The organism is Streptomyces sp. NPDC007875 (genome assembly GCF_042868035.1).
GTDB classification, from domain to species: Bacteria; Actinomycetota; Actinomycetes; order Streptomycetales; family Streptomycetaceae; genus Streptomyces; species Streptomyces antimycoticus.
Map to the genome: position 1 here is coordinate 30,882 of NZ_JBIADZ010000048.1, position 20,431 is coordinate 51,312.

General features: G+C 68.7%; 17 protein-coding genes and 1 pseudogene. 12 read left to right on the forward strand and 6 right to left on the reverse strand.

What is annotated here, in order from left to right; genetic code table 11:
- A partial coding sequence (locus ACFYOY_RS46255; RefSeq protein WP_388593947.1) for a helix-turn-helix domain-containing protein occupies positions 1-2,210 on the reverse strand: 2,210 nt, incomplete at its 3' end.
- A 228-nt stretch (positions 2,211-2,438) separates the two neighbouring features.
- Here ACFYOY_RS46255 and ACFYOY_RS46260 point away from each other — a divergent pair.
- The 6 genes from ACFYOY_RS46260 to ACFYOY_RS46285 all read left to right on the forward strand — a co-directional run bounded on the left by ACFYOY_RS46260 (position 2,439) and on the right by ACFYOY_RS46285 (position 6,612).
- Positions 2,439-2,555, forward strand: a complete 117-nt coding sequence (locus ACFYOY_RS46260; protein WP_351901973.1) for a lasso RiPP family leader peptide-containing protein — start codon at positions 2,439-2,441, stop codon at positions 2,553-2,555.
- Positions 2,556-2,967: 412 nt separating this feature from the next.
- Positions 2,968-4,773 (forward strand): asparagine synthase-related protein, encoded by a 1,806-nt coding sequence (locus tag ACFYOY_RS46265; RefSeq protein ID WP_351901975.1) that lies wholly within the window; start codon positions 2,968-2,970, stop codon positions 4,771-4,773.
- Between the two features lie 23 nt (positions 4,774-4,796).
- The gene (locus ACFYOY_RS46270) at positions 4,797-5,057 is read left to right on the forward strand and encodes a lasso peptide biosynthesis PqqD family chaperone (protein WP_351901977.1); all 261 of its coding nucleotides are present in this window, start codon (positions 4,797-4,799) and stop codon (positions 5,055-5,057) included.
- An 8-nt stretch (positions 5,058-5,065) separates the two neighbouring features.
- On the forward strand, positions 5,066-5,494 hold the full coding sequence (locus ACFYOY_RS46275) for a lasso peptide biosynthesis B2 protein (RefSeq protein WP_351901979.1): 429 nt from the start codon (positions 5,066-5,068) through the stop codon (positions 5,492-5,494).
- The gene (locus tag ACFYOY_RS46280; RefSeq protein ID WP_351901981.1) at positions 5,491-6,375 is read left to right on the forward strand and encodes a JmjC domain-containing protein; all 885 of its coding nucleotides are present in this window, start codon (positions 5,491-5,493) and stop codon (positions 6,373-6,375) included. The genes ACFYOY_RS46275 and ACFYOY_RS46280 overlap by 4 nt, the downstream gene beginning before the upstream one ends.
- 42 nt (positions 6,376-6,417) lie before the next feature.
- Positions 6,418-6,612 carry a hypothetical protein gene (locus ACFYOY_RS46285; protein WP_388593953.1) on the forward strand — a complete coding sequence of 65 codons (195 nt, stop codon included), beginning with the start codon at positions 6,418-6,420 and terminating at the stop codon, positions 6,610-6,612.
- Between the two features lie 49 nt (positions 6,613-6,661).
- On the opposite strand, the gene ACFYOY_RS46290 is transcribed toward ACFYOY_RS46285, so the two are convergent.
- The 3 genes from ACFYOY_RS46290 to ACFYOY_RS46300 are packed head-to-tail and all read right to left on the reverse strand — an operon-like array spanning position 6,662 to position 11,738.
- Positions 6,662-8,011, reverse strand: a complete 1,350-nt coding sequence (locus ACFYOY_RS46290; RefSeq protein WP_388593955.1) for an MFS transporter — start codon at positions 8,009-8,011, stop codon at positions 6,662-6,664.
- Complete coding sequence (locus ACFYOY_RS46295; protein WP_351901985.1) at positions 8,011-9,675, reverse strand: hydantoinase B/oxoprolinase family protein; 1,665 nt, start codon at positions 9,673-9,675, stop codon at positions 8,011-8,013. The genes ACFYOY_RS46290 and ACFYOY_RS46295 overlap by 1 nt, the downstream gene beginning before the upstream one ends.
- A gap of 2 nt (positions 9,676-9,677) precedes the next feature.
- Positions 9,678-11,738, reverse strand: a complete 2,061-nt coding sequence (locus ACFYOY_RS46300; RefSeq protein WP_388593957.1) for a hydantoinase/oxoprolinase family protein — start codon at positions 11,736-11,738, stop codon at positions 9,678-9,680.
- A 298-nt stretch (positions 11,739-12,036) separates the two neighbouring features.
- Here ACFYOY_RS46300 and ACFYOY_RS46305 point away from each other — a divergent pair, with 298 nt between their 5' ends.
- From ACFYOY_RS46305 to uppS, 5 genes are all read left to right on the forward strand, one after another.
- Positions 12,037-13,164 (forward strand): NAD(P)/FAD-dependent oxidoreductase, encoded by a 1,128-nt coding sequence (locus ACFYOY_RS46305; RefSeq protein WP_388593960.1) that lies wholly within the window; start codon positions 12,037-12,039, stop codon positions 13,162-13,164.
- Between the two features lie 168 nt (positions 13,165-13,332).
- A complete protein-coding gene (locus ACFYOY_RS46310) occupies positions 13,333-13,626 on the forward strand; it encodes a hypothetical protein (RefSeq protein WP_351901991.1) in 294 nt (97 codons plus the stop codon).
- A 59-nt stretch (positions 13,627-13,685) separates the two neighbouring features.
- Positions 13,686-14,765 (forward strand): LacI family DNA-binding transcriptional regulator, encoded by a 1,080-nt coding sequence (locus tag ACFYOY_RS46315; protein WP_351901995.1) that lies wholly within the window; start codon positions 13,686-13,688, stop codon positions 14,763-14,765.
- Between the two features lie 619 nt (positions 14,766-15,384).
- Entirely contained in the window at positions 15,385-15,633 is a 249-nt protein-coding gene (locus ACFYOY_RS46320; protein ID WP_351901997.1) for a hypothetical protein, read from the forward strand.
- Between the two features lie 383 nt (positions 15,634-16,016).
- Complete coding sequence (gene uppS, locus ACFYOY_RS46325) at positions 16,017-17,633, forward strand: polyprenyl diphosphate synthase (RefSeq protein ID WP_388593964.1); 1,617 nt, start codon at positions 16,017-16,019, stop codon at positions 17,631-17,633.
- A gap of 26 nt (positions 17,634-17,659) precedes the next feature.
- On the opposite strand, the gene ACFYOY_RS46330 is transcribed toward uppS, so the two are convergent.
- On the reverse strand, positions 17,660-18,307 hold the full coding sequence (locus tag ACFYOY_RS46330; RefSeq protein WP_388593967.1) for a hypothetical protein: 648 nt from the start codon (positions 18,305-18,307) through the stop codon (positions 17,660-17,662).
- Between the two features lie 267 nt (positions 18,308-18,574).
- Between ACFYOY_RS46330 and ACFYOY_RS46335 the strand changes: the two are divergent.
- Positions 18,575-19,357 (forward strand): annotated as a pseudogene (locus ACFYOY_RS46335) (IS5 family transposase); the annotation flags it as partial.
- 92 nt (positions 19,358-19,449) lie between these two features.
- Here ACFYOY_RS46335 and ACFYOY_RS46340 read toward each other — a convergent pair.
- Positions 19,450-20,196 carry a phosphotransferase gene (locus tag ACFYOY_RS46340; RefSeq protein WP_351902003.1) on the reverse strand — a complete coding sequence of 249 codons (747 nt, stop codon included), beginning with the start codon at positions 20,194-20,196 and terminating at the stop codon, positions 19,450-19,452.
- Positions 20,197-20,431 lie beyond the last annotated feature (235 nt).

Sequence of the window (20,431 nt, forward strand, 5' to 3'; positions counted from 1 at the left end):
AGGGTGGTGCGTCGTCTGCCGGTCGCGACATCCCACAACCCGATCTCCCCGAATTCCTCACCGGTGGCCAGGGTGTGGCCGTCCGGGCTGAACGCCACCGACCCCACGGTCTCGGTGTGTCCGGTCAGGGTGGTGCGCCGTCTGCCGGTCGCGACATCCCACAACCGGACCTTCCCATCCAACCCTTGGGTGGCCAAGGTGCGAGCATCCGCGCTGAGCGCCACCACTCCCACACCCTCGGTGTTTTCGGTCAGGGCGGTGTGTGGCCTGCCCGTCACCATGTCCCACAACCGGACCTTCCCATCCTCCCCTCCGCCGGCCAGGGTGCGGCCATTTGGGCTGAACGCCACCGACCTCACGGCCTCGGTGTGCCCGGTCAGCCGACGCTGGAGGGGGAGGGCTGCCGCGGTGAAAAGGCTGGCGGTGGCCTCCTTGGTGGGACTGGTCCGGTATGCCTGGACCGCCAAGAGCGAGGCCAAATCAGGGTTGGACTCCAGGAGGCTGGCCGATTGCGCGGCCAGTTGTCGAGAGAGTGCGATCTGTTGGGCGGTGCCCGCTTGGTGTCGTTGCTGCTCGCTGGTGCGGTATTGCTTCCAGGCGATCAGCCCGGCGGTCAGGGCGAGTATGAGCAGGATCGACAAGGTGGCGGCGAACTGGCGCAGGTGCCGGGTGGTGCGGGCGGCCGCTTCTTCTTCGCGGTCGCGGGCGGTGGAACTGCTGCTGAGGAAGTCACGTTCCATGGAGGTGAGGCCGCTGTCGGCGTCAAATGCGGGGAACGCCTCCTCGGCTGCGGCGAGTAGGGCGCCCCGGTACAGGGCACCGCTGTCCCGGCCCAGCTCGGCCCAGGCCGTGGCTGCCTCGGTCAGCTTGCGGTGGGTGCGCAGACGTTCGCGGTCCTGTTCGATCCATCCGCGCAGCCGGGGCCAGCCGGTGATCAGCGCTTCGTGGGCGAGGTCCACATTGCCGCCGTCGAGGGTGAGCAGTCGGGCACGGGCCAGGCGTTCGACGACCAGGGCGGTCTGTTCGGGGTGGCGGGTGGTGTCGAGTTCGGCGCGGCGGGCGGGTCGGCGGGTGTCCGGGGTTCCGTCGCCGGGGCTGATCAGGCGGAGCAGGATGCCGCGGGCCACGTCCGCCTGTTGGGAGGTGAGGCGGGTGTAGACGTCCTCGGCGGTCTTGGCGATCGCGCCGTCCAGGCCGCCTGCGGCCTGATAGCCCTCCAGCGTCAGTTTGCCGCCGCGGCGGCGGAGCCAGGTCTCCAACAACACATGCGACAGCAGTGGCAATCCGCCGGGCGCACCGGCGACCTCATCGACCAGTCTGGCGGTCAGCGCCTGCTCCACGGTCAGCCCGCGGGCTGCGGCCGGCTTCACCACCGCTTCCCGTAGTTCGGCCGGTGTCATGGGACCGACCAGCATGGTGGCATCGCGCAGGGCTTCGGCCACGTCGCGCTGCTCGGCACAGCGGCCGTAGAAGTCGGCCCGGACCGCGATCAGCACGCGTAGCCGGTTTTCCTCCCGGCGGGCCGCGAGGAGCAGATTGATGAAGCGGACGCGTTCCTCGGGATCGTGGCAGAGAGTGAAGATCTCCTCGAACTGGTCGACGAGCACGAGGGTGTCCGCAGCGCTGCCGGTATCCGCGGGAGTGAGGAGACGGGCTTGGGTGCCGAAAGGGCGCTCGCCGGGAGACAGGACCCGGATCGCCGCCAGCCGCGGACCCCCCGCCTGGTTGTGGCGAAGGGCGGGGATCAGCCCGGCGCGCAGCAGGGAGGACTTGCCGCTGCCGGACGGGCCGAACACCGCGGCGAACCGCTCCCGGCGCACAAGATTCAGCAGGTCACCGGTGAGTCGTTCACGGCCGAAGAACCTGTCACTGTCACCTGCCTCGAACCGGGCCAGCCCCCGGTACGGCGGATCCATGCCATTGGCGCCGCCCTCTTCGATGGCGGCCTCCTCCACCGCCTCACGCCATCGGGCCTCCCACTCCGCGCCGTCACCCCCGCACGCCCGCACATAGGCCAGCACCACCGGTAGCGTCGGCACGCGATCGCCACCCGCCGCCTGCGACAACGTCGTGATCGAAAACCCCGCCCGCTGCGCCATGGCCCTGTAGGTGAGGCCGCCCGCCTCCGCCCGAAGCTTCCGCAGCTCGAACGCGAAGCGCTGCACCGGCCCCGCATCCGGATCCACCGGCACTTCTCGACGCCCCGCCATACTCCCCGCCCCTCAACCAGTCCCACAGACCAGGCCGACGGTCACAGTAGGCGCGCCCATGATGCGCGACGAGATCACCTCAAGCCATTGTTTGGCCGCCGAACAGGACTGCCAAACATTTGAGGCGACCGCTGAAATCGATGTTGCAAGCGCTGGGGAGCAAACCCGTACCCCCGGCACAAGATCAGAGGCTGTTTCCGAGCCCGCTCACGAAGGAGCTGAAGGAACATGGAAACGATGCGCTACGAGGTGCCCGCGCTGTTCGAGATCGGTGGATTCTCCGAGAAGACGCGCTGGGTGTGTGTGGGATGGGTCCCGGACCTCCTGTGCACGTTCGGCGGCTGATGTCCTGACCGCGGTTCGGTCGTCGGTTGCCCTGTTCCGGCCGCCGGCGACCGCGCCGCGGTGCCGCCGCGGTCGGACGGGCGCGCCATACGCGAGTTCGGCGGCCCCGAGCACCTGGCATCGACGCAGACCGCGGATTCGTGACCCCGCATTGAAGCACCGAGCAAAGGAGCTGAAGGAGCATGGAAACGATGCGCTACGAGGTGCCCGCGCTGTTCGAGATCGGTGGATTCTGCGACAAGACACGCTGGGCCGGCGGCGGATGGCTTCCGGACCTCGTTCTCCCGTACATCGTTTGATGCCCTGACCGCGGCCCGGTCGTGGTGGCCCTGTAGCGGCTGCTGGCGACCGGGCCGCGGCACCGACCGCCCGGCATCTGACACGGACCACCCGACACAGTTGGGAGCCATTCATGAAGTTCGTCGTTTTGCCAGATCACCCTGCTGCGGACAGGGTGAGCGCCCGGCTCCCTGAGGAGTACCGGAAGAACACGCTCCGTCATCACTCCGGCCGCCCCTGGGTGGTCGGGAACTGGCCCGCGGGCGCGGCCGTCTGTGTTGAGGCCGGTCCGTCGAAGATCGTGCTCTTCGGCGCTGCGCACACCACGGAACATGGACTCTTGGCGCGGCTCGGGAAGGTCCGCACGGTGCGGGAGCTCAGGGGGATCGTGGAACGCACCGCAGGCTGTTTCCACCTGATCGCTTCCATCGACGGCGTCGTCAGGGCGCAGGGCAGCCTCTCCGGCGCTCGGGAGCTCTTCTCCACATCGTTCGCCGGTATCACGGTGGCGTCGAATCGGATATCCGTGCTGGGCGAGTTGCGGCGGCTGACCCTGGCCGAGGAGCAGCTCGCGATGCATCTGCTCGCCTTCACGCCGCCGTGGCCCTTGAGTGAGCGCAGTGTGTGGCGGGAGGTCGACTCCCTTCCCTTTGCGCATTACTTGTCCCTTCATCCCGACGGGACCGCTGAGCAGGTCCGGTGGTGGGTTCCTCCGGCTCCGGAGCTTCCGGTCGATGTGGCCGCTCCCGGGTTCCGCAAGGCGCTGGTCGCGGCGGTTGCGGCACGAACGGGGGCATCGTCGGCCGTCGGTGCCGATCTTTCCGGCGGAATGGACTCGACGAGCCTTTGTTTTCTTGCCGCCGAGCAGGGCGGTCGGCTGGTGACGATACGGCGCCAGCTCATGGACCCGGTGAACTGCGACGACTCCGTCGCCGGCCGGGCGGCGGCGGACCTGTCCGGCGCGGAGCACATCGTGCTCGACAAGGACACGGCATCGCCGTACTACGACTCGCCGGACCGCGATGATCTCGCGATGGACGAACCACCGCCGTTCATCGCCATGACGAGTCATATGGAAGATGTCGCCCGGATCATGGCCTCGCACGGGGTCACCAGGCACCTCCAGGGCCACGGCAGCGATGAACTGGCGGCTACCGGAACGACCTATATAAACGCCATGGCCCAGCTAAGCCTGCTCGGATCCCTGGGCATGGTCCGCGCGATGCGCGCCCGGCGGCGCTGGTCCCTTGCCACGACCCTGCGCGTCGTCCGGCCCTTTCCCAGCTACGCCGAGTGGCTGCGCCGATCCGCCGGCGAACTGCTCTGTCCGCCGGATATCGAGTCGGAAGTGGGTTGGGAGCCGGTCCCGCGGCTTCCTCCGTGGGCTTCCCGGGAAGCCGCCGCACTGGTCCAGGACACGATGCGCCGTATGGCGGCGACGGAACCCCAACCGATGTCGTCGATCTCCACACATCACGAGATCCTGCGCTGTATCCGAGTGAACGGTTGGATCGTTCGCTTCGCGAACACGCTCGGGGAGCGATTCGGTGTGAGTTTCGAGGCTCCGTTTCTCGATGATCGAGTTGTGGAGACGGCGCTGTCCGTCCGGCTGGCGGACCGGTATGTGGCCGGCCGTCACAAACCGGTCCTGGCGGCCGCACTGCGCGGAGCGGTGCCGGATTACGTCCTCGACCGGACCACCAAGAGCCATTTCACGATGGATACCTACGCCGGCCGGAAGCGCAGCCTCGCGAAGATGCGGGAGATGTGTGAGGAATCGCGGCTTGCCGAGCTGGGGCTGATCGGTCGCGAAGGCTTCCGCCGCGTGCTTTCGGGCATCATGCCGGACCCCATGCACTTGGGCCCGCTCGAAAAGACGATGGCTTGCGAGGCATGGCTCCGTTCCCTTCCGGCGAAGGCCAGCGCGCAGTCACGCTGACACAACTATTCAGGAGGCTCTGGATGACAGGCATAGCCCTCTCTCCCTTCGTCACGATGGTCGAGTCCGAGGATGGACTGGTGTTCCTCAACAAACGGACTGGACGATACTGGCAGCTGAACGGCACGGGGTCGGAGGTCGTCCGTGCGCTGCTGAGCGGTGAGACCGTGGAGTCCGCGGCGAGCCGGCTACAGGAGAAGTACCCCGACGCGTCCGATCAGACCGTGTCTGACGTCCACACGCTGGTGCGCCAGCTCCAGGCTGCGAAGTTGCTTGCCCGATGAGTATGTCGATGGTCAACGAGCGGGCGGTTTCAACGCCGCCACTGTGGATCCGCCCGCTGGCGAGAGCGGCGGTTCTGCTGGCCCGGGGCATCGCAAAATTGTCGCCCGAGCGTCAGTTCGCATTGCTCGGAGTCTTCCGTCTCGGCGCGCGTGCGAGTCAGGCGGACGAAGCCCGCCGGGCCCGCAATGCTGTCATCTTCGTCAGCGTGATGTGCACGGGACCGTGGTGTCTGCAGCGGTCGATAGCCACCGCGCTGTTGTGCCGCATCTGTGGTACCTGGCCCGAATGGTGTGTGGGAGTGCGCACGGAGCCCTTCACCGCTCATGCCTGGGTCCAGGTGGACGGCATACCGATAGACGAGGATACGGAGCAGCTCGAGCGCTTCCACAGAATGGTCGTCATCCGACCGCGATCGTGTGAGGAGCCGTCGAAATGACGAGGTCATACGGGTTCGACCTGCTCACGGCCGAGAGCTCGAACATCGAAACAGCCTGGGGGGATCGGATGATTCCGCTCTCCATCACACCGTCCTTTCTCGCTTCCCTCGACCGCGTGACGATCGACCGGCTGCTGGAGGAGAGGTCGCTCCGGCCGCCGAACATCACCTTCGCCCGGAACAGCAGACAGCTTCCGGACCGGGAGGTGATCACCGGAACGCCGACGGCGAACTCGGACGCCGGGCGCCTGGACCGGGCGAAGGCCCGGTCCCTGGTGGCCGATGGGGCCACCGTGATGGTCTACCAGGCCCACCAGCTGATCGACTCGCTCGGCGCGATCGCCGCGCACCTCTCATCGGCGCTGCGCGCCTCCTGCGGCACGACTGTGTTCCACACACCGGCGCACAACCCTGGACTCGGCTGGCACCGGGACGGCCAGCACGTGGTCGCCGTGCAGATCGCCGGCTCGAAGGAATGGCGGGTGGAGAAGAGCGCCCCGTCGCACTGGTGGACCTCCGGCCCCCTCGTCACCGACGGTCCCGACACCGACCTCGCCCATGTCACCCTCCGCCGCGGTGAGGCGCTCTACATGCCACCGGGGGTTGCCCACACCGCGCGGGCGACCGACGAGTCGAGCACCCATGTGTCATTCGTTGTCCAAGAGCCGGAGACGAAGGACTTCGCACTCGCCATGTTCGAACGCGCTTCCCGAAGCGTCAGAGCCCGGCTCGAGCATGGGCCGATCACGCAGCGTGCGGCGCGGGCGGCGGCCGTGGCACGCGAGCTCGCCTCGGCCATCCACGAACTCGATGTCGACGAGTTGCTCAGGATGGTGGAGGAAGACGCCATGGAGGCCGGGCAGCTGCCATCCCGCGCGTGACGACGGGGAGCCCGACAGACCCGTCCCGGGAGCTACCTGGCCGTGACTCACGCGTTCGCCCTGCTTCGCCTGCTGCCGATGAGCGACCGCGACGAAGATGCGGAAATCCTCGCCCTGAGCCACCAGATCATGGTGCTGGAGCGGCAACTCCGCCAGGACAGGCCGCGATTCACTCCGAGCGACCGGGCCTTCCTGGCGAGCTGGGTGGCGGGGCGCCGCCCGGCAGCCGCCCGGTAGCGTCAGGCCCTCCCACGAATCGGGCGGCAGAGCCTCAAAGGCCGGTTCTTCAGGAGTTGGACTCCAGTGAGGGCTTTCGCATCGCCGGGGGAGCTTTGGACCAGTCGGGCTCGCGGTAGTCGACCGATGCCGGCAGGGCGAAGAGGGCGACCAGGATGGACACCACGCACGCGGCCGTCATGTACCAGCCGAAACCGATGTCGTTGCCGGTCAGGTCGTGCAGCCAGATCGCGACCAGGCCGGCGGTCGAGCCGATCAGCGAGGTGCCGATGTTGAAGTTGAGCGCGGCCGCGCTGGAGCGCACCTCGGGCGGGAAGCTCAGTACATAGGCGATGTTCAGGGGCGCGGCCACCAGATTGTTGATGATGGTGAACACCACGACGGCTCCGGCGGCAAGGACGATGGACTTGCTGTCGATGGCCATGAAAGTTGGCACGGTCAGCGCCACGAACAAACCGTAGCCGACCAGCAGCGGCAGCCGGGCGCCGTAGCGGTCCGCGAGTACGCCGCCCCAGATGCTGGGCAGTGGCCCGACGGCGTAGGTGAGCATGGAAGCCAGCAGCGCCAGCGAGGTGGGGAAGCCGGCGGTGATCAGGGCGGTGACGAAGTACGCCTGAATGGTGCACGAGCCGATGCGCTGGCCCGCGCCGAGGCCGATGGCCTTGAGCATGTCGCGCCAGTAGAGGCGCACCGCGTCCTTCAGCGGTGCTTGCTTCGCCTCGGCGGCGGCGATCTGGCGCTTCATCTCCTCGAACTGCGGTGTCTCATCCAGCTTGTTGCGGATGTAGAAGCCGATGGCCGCGATGGGGATGGCGAGCAGGAACGGGACGCGCCAGCCCCAGCTCTCGAAGGCCGACGCCGGCATGGTGATGATGAGGACGAAGGAGACGCCGGAGCCGAGCAGGGAGCCGACCGAGCACGTGGCGTTCATCAGGCCCGCCAGGTAGTTGCGGCGGCGGCTGCCCGGTTCGTGTTCGAGCAGGAACTGGGAGGCGGTGGTGTACTCCACGCTGGCGCCCAGCCCTTGGAGCACCCGGGAGAACAGCAGCAGGATCGGAGCGGCCGCGCCTATCGCCGCGTAGGTGGGCAGTACACCGATCCCGGCGGTGCCGATGCTCATCAGCAGGATGGTGAGGGTCAACACTGTCCGGCGGCCCCTGCGGTCGGCGAGCGGGCCGAGGAACAGGGCGCCGAGCGGGCGGATGAAGTAGGACAGGGACACCCCGACATAGGTGGAGAAGAGCGCGAGTGTCGGGTCGTCGGACGGGAAGAACAGCTTGGCCAGCACGGCCGCGAGGGTGCCGTACAGCGTGAAGTCGTAGTACTCGACAATGTTGCCGATCATGGTGGATGCGTACACCCGGCGGCGGGTGCTCTTCGCGGGGGTGCCGGTGCTCATCAGCGTTCCTCAGAGGAGGTGCGGTGCCCGGGGTAGTGACGTCCTGCGGTGCGATCGGAGATCTTGCCTTCGGCGAGATCCCGGTCGACGGCCTCCGGGCTGCGATCTTCCGGACGGCCGTAGCCGCCCGCCCCCGCCGTCTCGATGGTCGCGGTCTGGCCCGGCTGCAATACCGTGTATCCGTGGTCGACGGGCCGGGCGCCGTCGCTGAGGACGACGTTCGCGGTGGCTCCCTCCGTACCGCCGCACAGTCCCCACGGGTGGGACTTCTGCCGGCTGGTGTCCACCCAGAAGTGCACGTCGTCGCACTCCACGCGAACCCGTCGCCTGATGCCGAGACCACCGCGGAACTCACCGGTACCGCCGGAGTCGTCGATCAGCTCGTACGCCTCGATGAGCAGCGGGTACTCCGTCTCGAGGCTCTCCACCGGCAGATTGGAGGTGTTCGTCATGTGCACCTGCACTCCGTCCAGCCCGTCCTTGGTGGCCCGTGCGCCGGAGCCGCCGCCGATGGTTTCCAGGTAGACGAACTCCTTTCCGGTCAGCGGATTGTGTCCGGAGAAGTGCACGCCGGTGTTCGCACCGTTGCTCGCCGCGGTGACCTGGGCCGGGACCGCGGTTGCCAGGGCACCGTGGATCAGGTCGACGATGCGCTGGCAGGTTTCACTGCGCCCGTTCACCGCCGCCGGGTAGCCGCAGTTCACGATCGAGTCGATGGGCGCATCGATATGGATGGCCCGGTACATGCCGGCGTTGGGCACGATGTCGGCGTCGATCAGGCTCTTGACCGAGTAGTAGACCGTGGCGTAGAGCGCGGTCCACACCACATTGACGCTGGCCCGCACCTGCGGCGGATTGCCCGCGAAGTCGAAGAAGATCTCGTCGCCCGCCACGCGCACGGCCACCCGCAGCTCCAGTTCCTCGTCCAGCTCCGGGCAGTCGAAAAGATCGGTGAACCGATAGGAGCCGTCGGGGATGGCGGTGATCGCGGCGCGGGTACGCCGCTCGGTGTAGGTGAGCAACTCGTCCCCGGCACGCATCACCGTGTCCCGGCCGTAACGGTGGCACAGCTCGCGGTAGCGCAGCACGGCGAGCCGGTTCGCCGAGGCCTGCGCGCGCAGGTCCGCGCGGCGCTCGTCCGGCACCTGGCAGTTGAGCAGGATCAGCGAGAGCAGTTCGTCCTGCTGCACGCCCGCGCGCACCAGACGCACGGGCGGAATGCGCAGCCCCTCCTGGAAGATGTGCGCGTGCCCGCGGTCGCCGAAGTCGGCGTGGTGTGCCAGGGTGGCCGCCCACGCGGTGAGTTCGCCGTCCACGAAGACCGGGGTGGCCAGCACGATGTCCGGCAGATGTGAGCCGCCACCGTTGTACGGGTCGTTGCCGATGAAGACGTCGCCGTCCTCGATCTGTCCGACCGGGAAGCGTTCCAGAATGCTGCCGACGATTCCCATCAGCGAACCGAGGTGCAGTGGTGAGCCGCCCTCGTCCTGGGCGATCCCGTTGCCCGTGGTGTCGAACAGTCCGGCCGTACAGTCACGGCGCTCTTTGATGTTGGTGGAGAACGCGGCCCGGACGAGGGTGCCGCTCATCTCCTCCACGACGGTCGCCAGTGCCGAGCCGATGACCTCGACCAGCACACCGTCCAGTTCCCGCTGTGTCGTCACGGTCAGACCTCTCGGGTTCGAATGATCAGATTGCGTAGTTCATCCACTTCGCAGGTGTCGCCGGGCAGCAGCAGGGTGGTGCTGTCCATCTGCTCGATGACCGCGGGCCCTGTGAGGCGGTGTCCCACCTCGAGCCGGGCCCGGTCGTACACGGCGCAGTCGACTTCGGCGCCGGCCTCCTTCAGATGCACTCGGCGGCGGGTCGTGACGGCCTCTTCGGGTGTGCCGCCCCGGGGTGCGGAGCGCACCAGTTCGGCGCGGGAGACCGCGCCCACAGCCTGTGCCCGGAAGGTCACCGCCTCGACGGACTCCTCCGCCAGCCGGTAGCCGTACATCCGGTTGTGCGCGTCGCCGAAGTCCGCCAGCAGGCGGCGCACCGTGTCCACGGTGACCGGGCCGTTGTCCGGAAGGTCCACGCCGAGTTCGTAGTTCTGGCCGCGGTAGCGCATGTCCACCGCCCGGGTGATGCTCCGGCGGGCGGGGCCGATGCCCTCGCTGTCGAACCATTGCGTCGCGCTCGTGACCAGCTCGTCCAGCACCTCGGACAGCTGACCGGCGTTGCCCTGGTGCACGGGCAGCCGACAGGTACGCATGAAATCGCTGCGCACATCGGTCATCAGCAGCCCCAGCGCGGACTGCGCGCCCGGGGTTTCGGGGACCACGATGTTGGTGCAGCCGAGCTCGGCGGCGAGTCGGGCCGCGTGCAGCGGGCCGGCGCCGCCGAACGGCACCAGCGCGTAGTCGCGCGGGTCATAGCCGCGGTGGACGGAGATCACCCGGATGGCCCGTGCCATGTTGGCGGTGACGACATCGATGATGCCCTGCGCGGTTTCCGGTACGGACAGACCGAGCCGCTCCGCCAGGCGCCCCACGGCACGGTGGGAGGCGCGGTGATCGATCTTGAGCTGGCCGTTGAGCAGATATTCGGGGTTGAGCACCCGCAGGACCACATTGGCGTCGGTGACGGTGGCTTCCTCGCCGTGGCCGTAGCAGGCCGGTCCGGGGAACGCGCCGGCACTGGCCGGCCCGACCCGCAGGTGCCCGCCGCTGTCGATCCACGCGATGGAACCGCCGCCCGCGCCCACGGTGTGGATGTCCAGCATCGGCGAGCGCACCGGACGTCCGTCGATCTCCAGACTCGCGGTGACCTTGGGGTCGCCGTTCTGCACCAGCGACACATCCGAGGAGGTGCCGCCCATGTCGAAGGTGATGATGTCGTTGAAGCCGGCCGCCGAGCAGACCGCCGCGGCGCCGACCACCCCGGTGCTCGGCCCGGACAGCACCAGCCGGACCGGCAGCCGCTCGGCGGTGACGAAGGGGATGATGCCGCCGTTGGACTGGGTGACATGCGGTTCGCAGCGCAGCCCGGAGGCGGTCAGGGTGGAGCGCAGCCGCGCCAGGTAGTCGGCGACCACGGGGCCGATGTAGGCGTTGGTGACCACTGTGGACAGCCGCTCGAACTCACGGAACTCCGGCAGCACCTCACAGGAGAGCGAGACGTGCGCGTCGGGCATCTCGGCGCGGATGATCTCGCCGATCTTCCGCTCATGGTCCGGCCGGACGTAGGAGTACAGCAGACAGACCGCGATGGCTGCCACACCCTGCTCCTTCAGCACGCGCACGGCCTCGTGCACCTCGGCCGGGTCCAGCGGGATCTCCACCCGGCCGTCGTGCCGGACCCGTTCGGTCACCTCCAGGCGCAGATCGCGCGGCACGAAGGGGGTGGGCTTGTCCGCCTGCGCGTCGTACATGTCCGGGCGGCGCCCGCGGCCGAGTTCGAGCAGGTCACGGAAGCCCCCGGTGGTGATCAGGCCAGTGCGCACGCCCCGCCCGGTGAGCAGCGCATTGGTGCCCACCGTGGTGCCGTGCGCGAAATAGCCGACCTCGGCCATGTCCCGGCCGCCGATCTGATCGAGCAGTTCATGAAGTCCGCGGACGATGGCCCGGCCGGGGTCGTCCGGCGTGGACGAGACCTTCCGTACGTGGATCTGTCCGGTCGCCTCGTCGTACGCGCACACGTCCGTGAAGGTGCCGCCGGTGTCCACACCGATTCTCAGGCTCATGGATGCCTTGCCTCGTGAGATTTCCAATGCGCCGGGATGCTGGTGGCGCGGCTCCGTTCCGGGAACGTTCCCGGAAGAGTGGCGTCACTCTAGGTGGACCTGATTTGCGGGGTCAAGACCCGCGCAGGACCCTGCAGTGCGATGAAACATGTCGATAACGCAACGATCACGGCACTGCCGTTTGACCGCTCTCGATGGCGATGCATATGGTCGGCACAGAGGCTCCGGGAACGTTCCCGGAATGAGGGCAGGTTTCCGGACGGCGGTCCCGCAGCCGGCGGACAAGGGAAGAAGAGGCATGACTTCCACAGCACAGGAGATTCGCGTCGTCGTTGTCGGCGGCGGCATTCTGGGCGTCTCCACGGCATACCAGCTGGCCCGGCGCGGCGCGGTCGTCACGCTGGTGTCGGACGGCGCTCTGGCCGGCGGAGCGTCCGGACGCTCGCTCGCCTGGCTGAACTCCGCTGCCGTCCGCTCGCCCGAGTACCACCGGCTGCGGGTGTTGGGTATCGACCGCTACCGCACGCTGGCCGCCCGCGAGCCCGGCCTGGACTGGCTCCGCTTCGACGGCGGGCTGGCCTGGGGTACGGCGGAGCAGGAGGCGGATTTCCGCGAGCGGTTCGCCCACCAGAGGGCCAACGGCTACGAGGCGGACTGGCTGAGCCCGGCGGAGATCGCGACGGTGACGCCCGGTGTCGACCCGGCGGCGGCGCCGAAGTGTGGAGCGATTTTCAATCCGGGTGAGGGCTGGGTGGACCTGCCGCCGCTGATCGAACGGCTGGCCAAGGAGTTCACCGCACTCGGCGGCGAGGTCGTCACCGAAGCGGGGTCCGCCACCGTACGGACCGCGGGCGGCCGGGTGACCGGCGTGGCCACCCGGTCCGGGCTGGCCTGGGACTGCGACGCGGTGGTCCTGGCCACCGGCGCCGCCACACCGGCCATGCTGAGCGAGCTCGGCGTGTCTCTCGGCGACCGCACCCCCATCTCGCTGCTGGTGCGCACCGCACGGGTGAACGCCCCGCTGCGCGCCGTGCTGAACACCCCGCGCGTATCGATCCGGCCCACCTCGGATGGGGCCCTGCTCCTGGACTCGGGATGGTCCGAGGAGGAAATCGTGCGGCATGACGACGGCACCTTCGAGGTGCGTCAGTCCACCGTGGAGGGCCTTCTCGCCGAGGCGTCAGCCGTGCTGGCGGGCACGCCCGTGCTCCCGCTCCAGTCGTATGCGGCCGGTCCGAAGCCGATTCCCGCAGACGGTCAGCCCGTGCTCGGACAGTTGGAGGAGATCGCCGGCTGCCATGTCGCGTTCACCCACAGCGGTGCCACCCTCGGCCTGATCGCCGGCGAACTGCTGGCCGACGAGATCGTCACCGGCCGGCCGCACACGCTGCTGGCCGCCTTCCGGCCGGAGAGGTTCCGCCGATGACCATCCGTACTGCGATCATCGGCTTCGGCACGGCGGGCCGGGTCTTCCACGCCCCCTTCATCGCCGCTGATCCGCACTACGAGCTCAGCGCGGTCATCACCCGGGACGAGGGCCGCCGGGCGGAGGTCGCAGCGTCTGGCGGCTCAGGTCGGCCCGCGCTTTCATGTGTTGGGCTCGCGGGGCGCGTACACCAAGTATGGGCTGGATCCGCAGGAAACGGCGCTCAAGGCCGGCGCCGCGCCCACCGACCCGTCGTTCGGCGGCGAACCGGAGTCGGCGTGGGGGCTGCTGGGCGTCGACGGCGCGGCCCGGCCCGTACCGACGCTGGCCGGCAGCTACGCGCGGTTCTACGCCCGGCTGGCCGATGCCCTGCTCTGCGGCGGTCCGCTGCCGGTGGATCCGCGGGAGGCGGTCCGGGTTGATCGAGCTGATAGAGCAGATCCATCAACGATCGGTGGTTGAATGTGGTCCGGCTGCGCGGCCGACCGCGTGACGGGTGGGAGAACGAGGTGGGAGCTGTCGTGACACGGCCCGCTCAGCAGTCCGTCACCATCATCGATGTGGCGAAGGCCGCAGGGGTGTCGAAGTCCACGGCCGGGCGCGCGCTCACCGGTGCCGGCGAGGTCAGCACGCGGACCAGGGAGAAGGTCGCCCGGGTAGCGGCGGAGCTCGGCTATCGGCCCAACGGTGTGGCCCGCAGCATGATCACGGGAAACACCGAGACCGTGGGCGTCGTCATCCCGGACATGAGCAACCGGTTCTTCTCCGCCGCGTTGCAGAGCATCGCCCGAACGGTCCGTCAGCACGGTTATGAGTTGCTGGTCAGCAGCACCGAGGGGGAGCCCACGCTGGAACGCCGGTCGGTGGAGGTGCTGGCCACCAAGCGGGTGGACGGGCTGATCGTGGCACCTGTGGGCGGGGCCGACGCCCACCACCTGAGGCAACTCGCCGAGAGCGGCACCGCGCTGGTCCTGCTGGACCGCCCGGCTCCGAAGATCACCGGAGCGAGCTTCGTCTCCGTCAACAACATCGAGGCGTCCCGGCTGGCAGTGAACCACCTGATCGGACTGGGGCACCGTCATATCGGGATCATCAGCGAGGCGCGGTACGACGCCGCGTCGGCCGGGGATGCGGAGCCCGCCCCCACCGTCGACCGGCCCAGCACCCTGCGGCTCGCCGGCTATGTGCGGGCGATGACCGACGCGGGTCTGACAGTGCGGTCCGAACACGTCGCGCACAGCGCGTATTCCAGCACGGCCTCCTATGCGGCGACCCGCAAGCTGCTGCAGGCCACGCCCGGGGTCACGGCGATCTACTGCACGGACAATGTGCTGTCCGTCGGCGCGTTCGCGGCCTTGCAGGACAGCGGGCGGCGTTGCCCGCAGGAGGTGTCGCTGATCGGCTTCGACGACCATGAGTGGGCACCCCTGGTCCGGCCCCGCCTGACCGTGGTGGCCCAGCCGACGGAGGTCATCGGGACCACCGCCGCGGAGGACCTGCTGGCCGCCATCGCGGACCCCACCCGCGAACCGGCGACCAGTCTGCTGCCCGCGCGGCTGGTTACCAGGGACTCCACCGCGCCCCCGGACCACATAGGCTGACGTTCCATCGCCCGCCCGGGCCGCTGCGGCGTGGCACGAGATCGATTCATTCGGCGGCAGTCTGCGTGAGCGGCCGTCCGGATGCGGCGCAAGACATCGCCGCGCTTGGACATCACCCAGGCCACCGACCCATCTCACGGCCGCCGACGGTCTCGAGTACTCGCCACGCCTGCGCACGCCGGTCCCGGATCGCACCGGCTGACAGCCGGCAGGCACGGTTGGCCGTAAGGGAAACGTGCTTCGGAAGCCCCCTGGCCAGTTTCGCGTTGGCACCGGGTGATCAGCCAGTGGACGGCACTGCACCGCTGGAAGCGGAAGGACGTCCGCCGACGTCTCACCGGACGTGGCGATGAGTTGGCCCGTGCCTGGAGTTGGCCCGTGCCCGGTCCGGACGCGCTGGTGTCCCCGGGGCCCTGCGACGACACGGGGTTCCGGTCCTTTGTGGCCGACACGGAAGGTCGCGTCCTGCCGCTCGGTCGCCGTGGAGGGTCGATGCGGAGGACGTCTACGACCCGGTGAAGACGGCCCAGCGGCTGCGCCGCTTCACCTCGCGGGCCGCCGCCGTCGGCCGCTCGTCTTCCGCGGGCCCCTGTCGTACGGGGCAGCACAGGACGAGGACATGGACCGGGACCTGTTCGACCTGGTGTGCATCGACTATTACAGCTGGTTTCCGGGCCGCTTCGGGCACATCCGCGAACTGCGCACGTACCAGCGTCATGGCAAACCGCTCGCGATCACCGAATTCGGCTCCTGCACCTTCGAGGGTGCACCCCGCCTGGGCGGCGAGTCCATGTTTGTCAGCCGCCTGACAGCCGGCCCCGGCCGGCGCTGGACCCAAAGCCGCAACCCCAACGAGCTGGTCACCTGACTCACCGCCGACTCCCCTCCGGCAGGGGATAGCGTCGCGACCGTCTGAGCCGACGGCGAGGGTGGCCAGGTCACGGTCCAGGGCGTGGATCTCGGTCTCGGTGGTGAGGTCCTCCAACTGCCTGCGGGACGGAGGGGGCTTGCGCGCAGGTCCTGCGCCACGGACCGGCGCGCCCGGGCGGGGAACGGCGAGAACACGTTGGGCGCGACGTGGGAACGTATGCCTCCGGGCGGTAGTCGAGCGCTTTGGCCGGCGATACCTATCCACCGGCGGGTCGTTAAAGCTGTTTATAGGTTCCGTGGCCGGTGTACGGACGGCATGAGGGTGATGGGCCAGGCAAGCCACGGTGATGACGGCAGGCGACCTGAACGAAGGCGGGTTCGGTGTTGGCGAGTGAGCGTCCAGGCTTGGATACGGCGGAGCTGGGTGAGTCCTACGCGTTCTGCGCGCGTGAGACGCAGCGGTACTACCCCGAGGCGTGGGCCGCGGGCGAGGTCCTGCCCGACGAGGTCCGGCCCCACTTCCATGCGGTGATCGCGTTCTACGGGTGGACCGACCGCATCTCCGACGAGAGCGAGCAGGCCGCCCGCGAGCGGCTGCTGAACCGCTGGTGTGAGCAGACGCTGGCAGCAGTGCGTTCGGGAGGAACCGAGCACCCGGTGCTACGGGCGTTCGCGGACACGGTGCGACGGTGGGATCTGGATGTCACGCTCATCGAGAGGTTGCTGGCCGCCGAGCGGGTGGACAGCGAGGCGCAGCCGACGTTCGCCACCTTCGCAGACCTTCGATGCTATCTGCGCGGAGTCAACGGGACCTTCTATCAGCTGCTCTCATTGATGCTGGGACCGCGTGATCAGGAGCTGGCGCGGTGTGCATCGCTGCTGGGCGAGGCGATGCACGTACTGGACCTCTTGGAAGACTTCCCGGCCGACCTTGCCGCCGGCCGGTGTTATCTGCCGCGCGAGGACTTGAAGCGGCTGGGCCTGGAGGTCGGCGACCTTCAGCGCGTGGAGCGATACCAGCAAGCTTTGGACGAGCTGGTCAAGATCCAGGTTGGCCGGGCCCGGGAGCTGCTGGAGCAGGCGATGCCGGTGGCTGGGATGGTGCATCTACCCAACCAGGCGTTCATGCAGGCGCTGATCCTCGGTGCGCAACTGCAGCTCGACGAGGCGGAGATGCTGGGTGCCAGGGTAATGGTCAGTGGTCTGGAACCGCTGACCCTGGCCAGTTCGGCTCGGCGTCGTGCGGTCGAGGACCTGGCAGCCGTTCCCGAACATGTTGCGGTGATCATGGATGGGAACCGACGCTGGGCCGGAGCACGCGGTCTGTCGGCGCTTGACGGTCACATTGCCGGGTTCCGGGCGGTGATGCGGCTGATCGACTCCGCCCTGAGAGTGGGGATCCGGCACCTGACGGTATTCGCCTTCTCCACGGAGAACTGGGCCCGGTCCCAGGAAGAAGTGGCCGGTCTGTTCGACACCGCGGCCGACGGGCTGACCCGGTACATCCAGTGGCTGCAGGAGTGCGGTGTGCGAGTGCGCTGGTGCGGGCGCCGTGACCGGCTCGATGAGTCGACCGCGTCCGCACTGGCGTTGGTCGAGAGCATGACCTCGGCCAACAGCGTCATGACGCTGACCTTCTGCGTCGACTACGGCGGCCGCGATGAACTGGTCGCGGCGGCCCGCGCGCTGGCCGCCGAGGCGGCAGCCGGGAGGATCCGGCCGGAAGCCATCGAGGCGGACGACATCGCCCGGAATCTGTATGTGCCAGATCTGCCCGATGTCGATCTGCTGATCCGCACCTCCGGTGAGCAGCGGATCAGCAACTTCCTTCCGTGGCACCTCACCTACGCCGAAATGGTGTTCGCCCCAGCGCTATGGCCCGACTTCGGCTACCGGCACCTGGAGGCCGCTGTCAGAGAGTTCTCAGGCCGCCGGCGCCGATTCGGCGGGGACCTGCCCGGACAGGCCCGACCTGTGCAGCCGGCCCGGGCGGATTGAAGAGCCCGGGCCGGAACGGGGTGTGGTCAGCGCCCCGGCGGGGTGTACACGCCTTCACCGGTCACGTACGCCATGACCGTGTCCGTGGTGAAGGCAGGTGCGCCGAACGCCGTCGTGAAAGCGCTCAGCGACTCAGGGGTCGGCCGCAGCGGCACATCACTGATCCGGACCTTGAGCGGCTGACCGGCCGGCACAGGCTGCGCGACCAGACGGCCCTCGCCCGCACCGCATATGAACAGCGACTGCATGCTGGTCTGGGCCCCGTTGACGGCGCACCGTCCGGACGTCTGCCCGGACTCCAGCACACTCTCCAGTTCGGTGACCCGGAACTCGCCCATCGGCGTACGCACCACGACGCCGCCGTCGAGGCGGCCACTGCCCCGGGCCTTGGGCAGGTTGGTCAACGCCGGGTCGCCGGTTGCTGTCCGCACGGGAAACCGGATGGCGGTCCCGGCCTTGTCCTCGATGAGCTGAGCGGGCGCGATGGCCTGCAATGTGGCCTGGAACCGATCGAGTTGCGCCTGCGCCTGCGGCGTCCAGCGGACCTCCACCCACCCTTCCGAGATCGTGCCGAACCGGTCGTTCTTATCCGCACCGGCCGCTGTGCCGGCCAAATGGCCCAGCAGGGGTCCAGCCAAGGCAGTACCCAGCACGGTGCGTCGTGTCGCACTCATCGGCTTGTCATCCTCCCCAGGGCAGCACGGCGCAGCCCTCAGAGCGCCATCGTCCCGGGCTCTCACTCCCCAGGGCGTAGCGTATGCCCTAAACCCCCCGAAAGAAGGACAGACGGTCGCTCCTCCCCGCCGGTCGATGCCCTGACCCGTCAACAAGGCGAAATGACGCACTGTCATTTCCGGAGACCCAGAAGCCTCATCCTCTGAAGCTGGCCGAAGTAGGGGCGGGCCTGTCGAGACAGGAAGACCGCTGCCAGACCGTGGGAGATCGACGACGAGTTGTGGGCGCGCATCCGAGCCGCTGCTGCCAGCCGTCCCGCGTAATCCGTGGCGTCCGGGTCGTAAGCGTCTGGACAGCCGCAAGGTGCTGTGCGGGATCCTGCTCGTTCTGTACACCGGGATCCGCTGGAAGTCTCTGCCGAGGAGCTGGGCTTCGGCTCGGGGATGACCTGCTGGCGACGGCTGCGGGACTGGAACGAGGCCGGGGTCTGGCAGCGCCTGCACGAGCTGCCGTTCTCCGAGTTGCGGACCGCAGACCTGCTGGACTTCTCCCGTTTCGCGGTCGACTCCAGCCACATCCGGGCGATGAGGGGCGGGCCGGCCACCGGTCCGTCCCCGGTGGACCGGGGCGAGGACGGCAGGAAGCACCACCTGATCGTCGAGGCGCACGGCATCCCGCTCGCCGCGATCACCACCGGCGGCAACCGCAACGACGTCACCCAACTGATACCGCTCATCCGAGCTGTCCCGCCGATCCGCGGCAAGCGCGGCCGGCCACTGCGCCGCCCCAAGCACCTGTACGCCGACCGCGGCGACGACCACGAGGTCTTCCGGGACAAGGTCCGCCGATTCCAGATCACCCCGCACATCGCCCGGCGCGGCACCGGGCACGGCTCCGGCCCGGGCGTGTACCGCCGGGTCGTGGAAGGAGCGATCGCGCTGCTGCGCTGGCTCCGCCTCCTGCGCGTCCGCTGGGAGATCCGCGACGACATCCACCACGCGTTCGTCACCCTCGGCCGCGCCGTCATCCGCTGGCGACGACTCCGCACCGCACTTGCCGGGGGTAAGGGCAGACAATGCGCCCCAGGAGATGGCCTGCTGGATGCGTCAGAAGGCACTCATTGCAGTCGGCCCGCGCAGCCTCACATCCGGGATCTCAGCACGTCGACTTCACAGCCCGGCGCGGTCGGGTCGAAGCCATGCTCGATCAGCCAGCGAACCCCCAGCAGGCTTCGCAAGGACGACCACGCGCGGATCACGTCGAGGTCGACGTCGGCGCCATAGCCGGCGACGACGTCGCCGAGGTGCTCTTCGTGTCCGAGCGTCAAGGTGGCGAGGTCGAACAGGGCATCACCCTGGCCTGCCTCGGACCAGTCGATGATGCCAGTGATCTCGTCGCCGTCGATGAACACGTGAGCGATCTGCAGGTCGCCGTGCGTGAACACCGGAGTCCACGGCCGGAGCGCGGCCTCAGCGACCTGGCGGTTGCGGGTGACCAGGTCGGAGGGCAGGACGCCGTTCCTCACGAGCCACTCGCACTCGCCGTCGAGATCCGCCGCCAACTCGTCGAGGCCCCGGCCGCCCCGGCCGGGCCAGGGCGGCAGCGGCGCGTCGTGCAACTTCCGGACGGCGGCACCCGCCGCGGCCCACGCCGCCAGGGACGCGGTCGACGGCTCGCCGAGGCGGCCGAGTGCCGTCCCCGGGACCGCGGCGATCGCGAGCACGGGCGGCTTGCGCCACAGAACCTTCGGGGTCGGGACCGGCGCCAGGGCCATCGCCTCGACCTCGACGTCGATGCGCGCCTGATCGGCGTCCACCTTCAGGAACATGTCGCCGACGCGCAGGGTCGCGCGCTCGGAATGGGCGACGACGACCTGGACCTCATCCATGGGCGACCAGTATCCCGGACTACCGTCCACGTCGCCGGGATTATCGCGTGCGATTGCGCGGCTGACTGCGTCCCGCCACCCGGCGTCCTCGTGCCGGACACCGACCGCTGACCAGGTCAAGCCCACCACTTTTGTTAGGAGCCCTACTGATCTTTTCGTAAGTTCGGTGGGTGTGGTGGCCGTGTGGGTGGGAGGCTGTCGGGGTGACATATCAACCTTCCCCTTCGGTTGCCGG

Coding starts and splice junctions, on each gene's coding strand:
- ACFYOY_RS46260 (WP_351901973.1), top strand. CDS start 2,439: ATGGAAACGATGCGCTACGAGGTGCCCGCGCTGTTCGAGATCGGTGGA.
- ACFYOY_RS46265 (WP_351901975.1), top strand. CDS start 2,968: ATGAAGTTCGTCGTTTTGCCAGATCACCCTGCTGCGGACAGGGTGAGC.
- ACFYOY_RS46270 (WP_351901977.1), top strand. CDS start 4,797: ATGACAGGCATAGCCCTCTCTCCCTTCGTCACGATGGTCGAGTCCGAG.
- ACFYOY_RS46275 (WP_351901979.1), top strand. CDS start 5,066: ATGGTCAACGAGCGGGCGGTTTCAACGCCGCCACTGTGGATCCGCCCG.
- ACFYOY_RS46280 (WP_351901981.1), top strand. CDS start 5,491: ATGACGAGGTCATACGGGTTCGACCTGCTCACGGCCGAGAGCTCGAAC.
- ACFYOY_RS46290 (WP_388593955.1), bottom strand. CDS start 8,011: ATGAGCACCGGCACCCCCGCGAAGAGCACCCGCCGCCGGGTGTACGCA.
- ACFYOY_RS46300 (WP_388593957.1), bottom strand. CDS start 11,738: ATGAGCCTGAGAATCGGTGTGGACACCGGCGGCACCTTCACGGACGTG.
- ACFYOY_RS46305 (WP_388593960.1), top strand. CDS start 12,037: ATGACTTCCACAGCACAGGAGATTCGCGTCGTCGTTGTCGGCGGCGGC.
- ACFYOY_RS46320 (WP_351901997.1), top strand. CDS start 15,385: ATGGACCGGGACCTGTTCGACCTGGTGTGCATCGACTATTACAGCTGG.
- ACFYOY_RS46330 (WP_388593967.1), bottom strand. CDS start 18,307: ATGAGTGCGACACGACGCACCGTGCTGGGTACTGCCTTGGCTGGACCC.
- ACFYOY_RS46340 (WP_351902003.1), bottom strand. CDS start 20,196: ATGGATGAGGTCCAGGTCGTCGTCGCCCATTCCGAGCGCGCGACCCTG.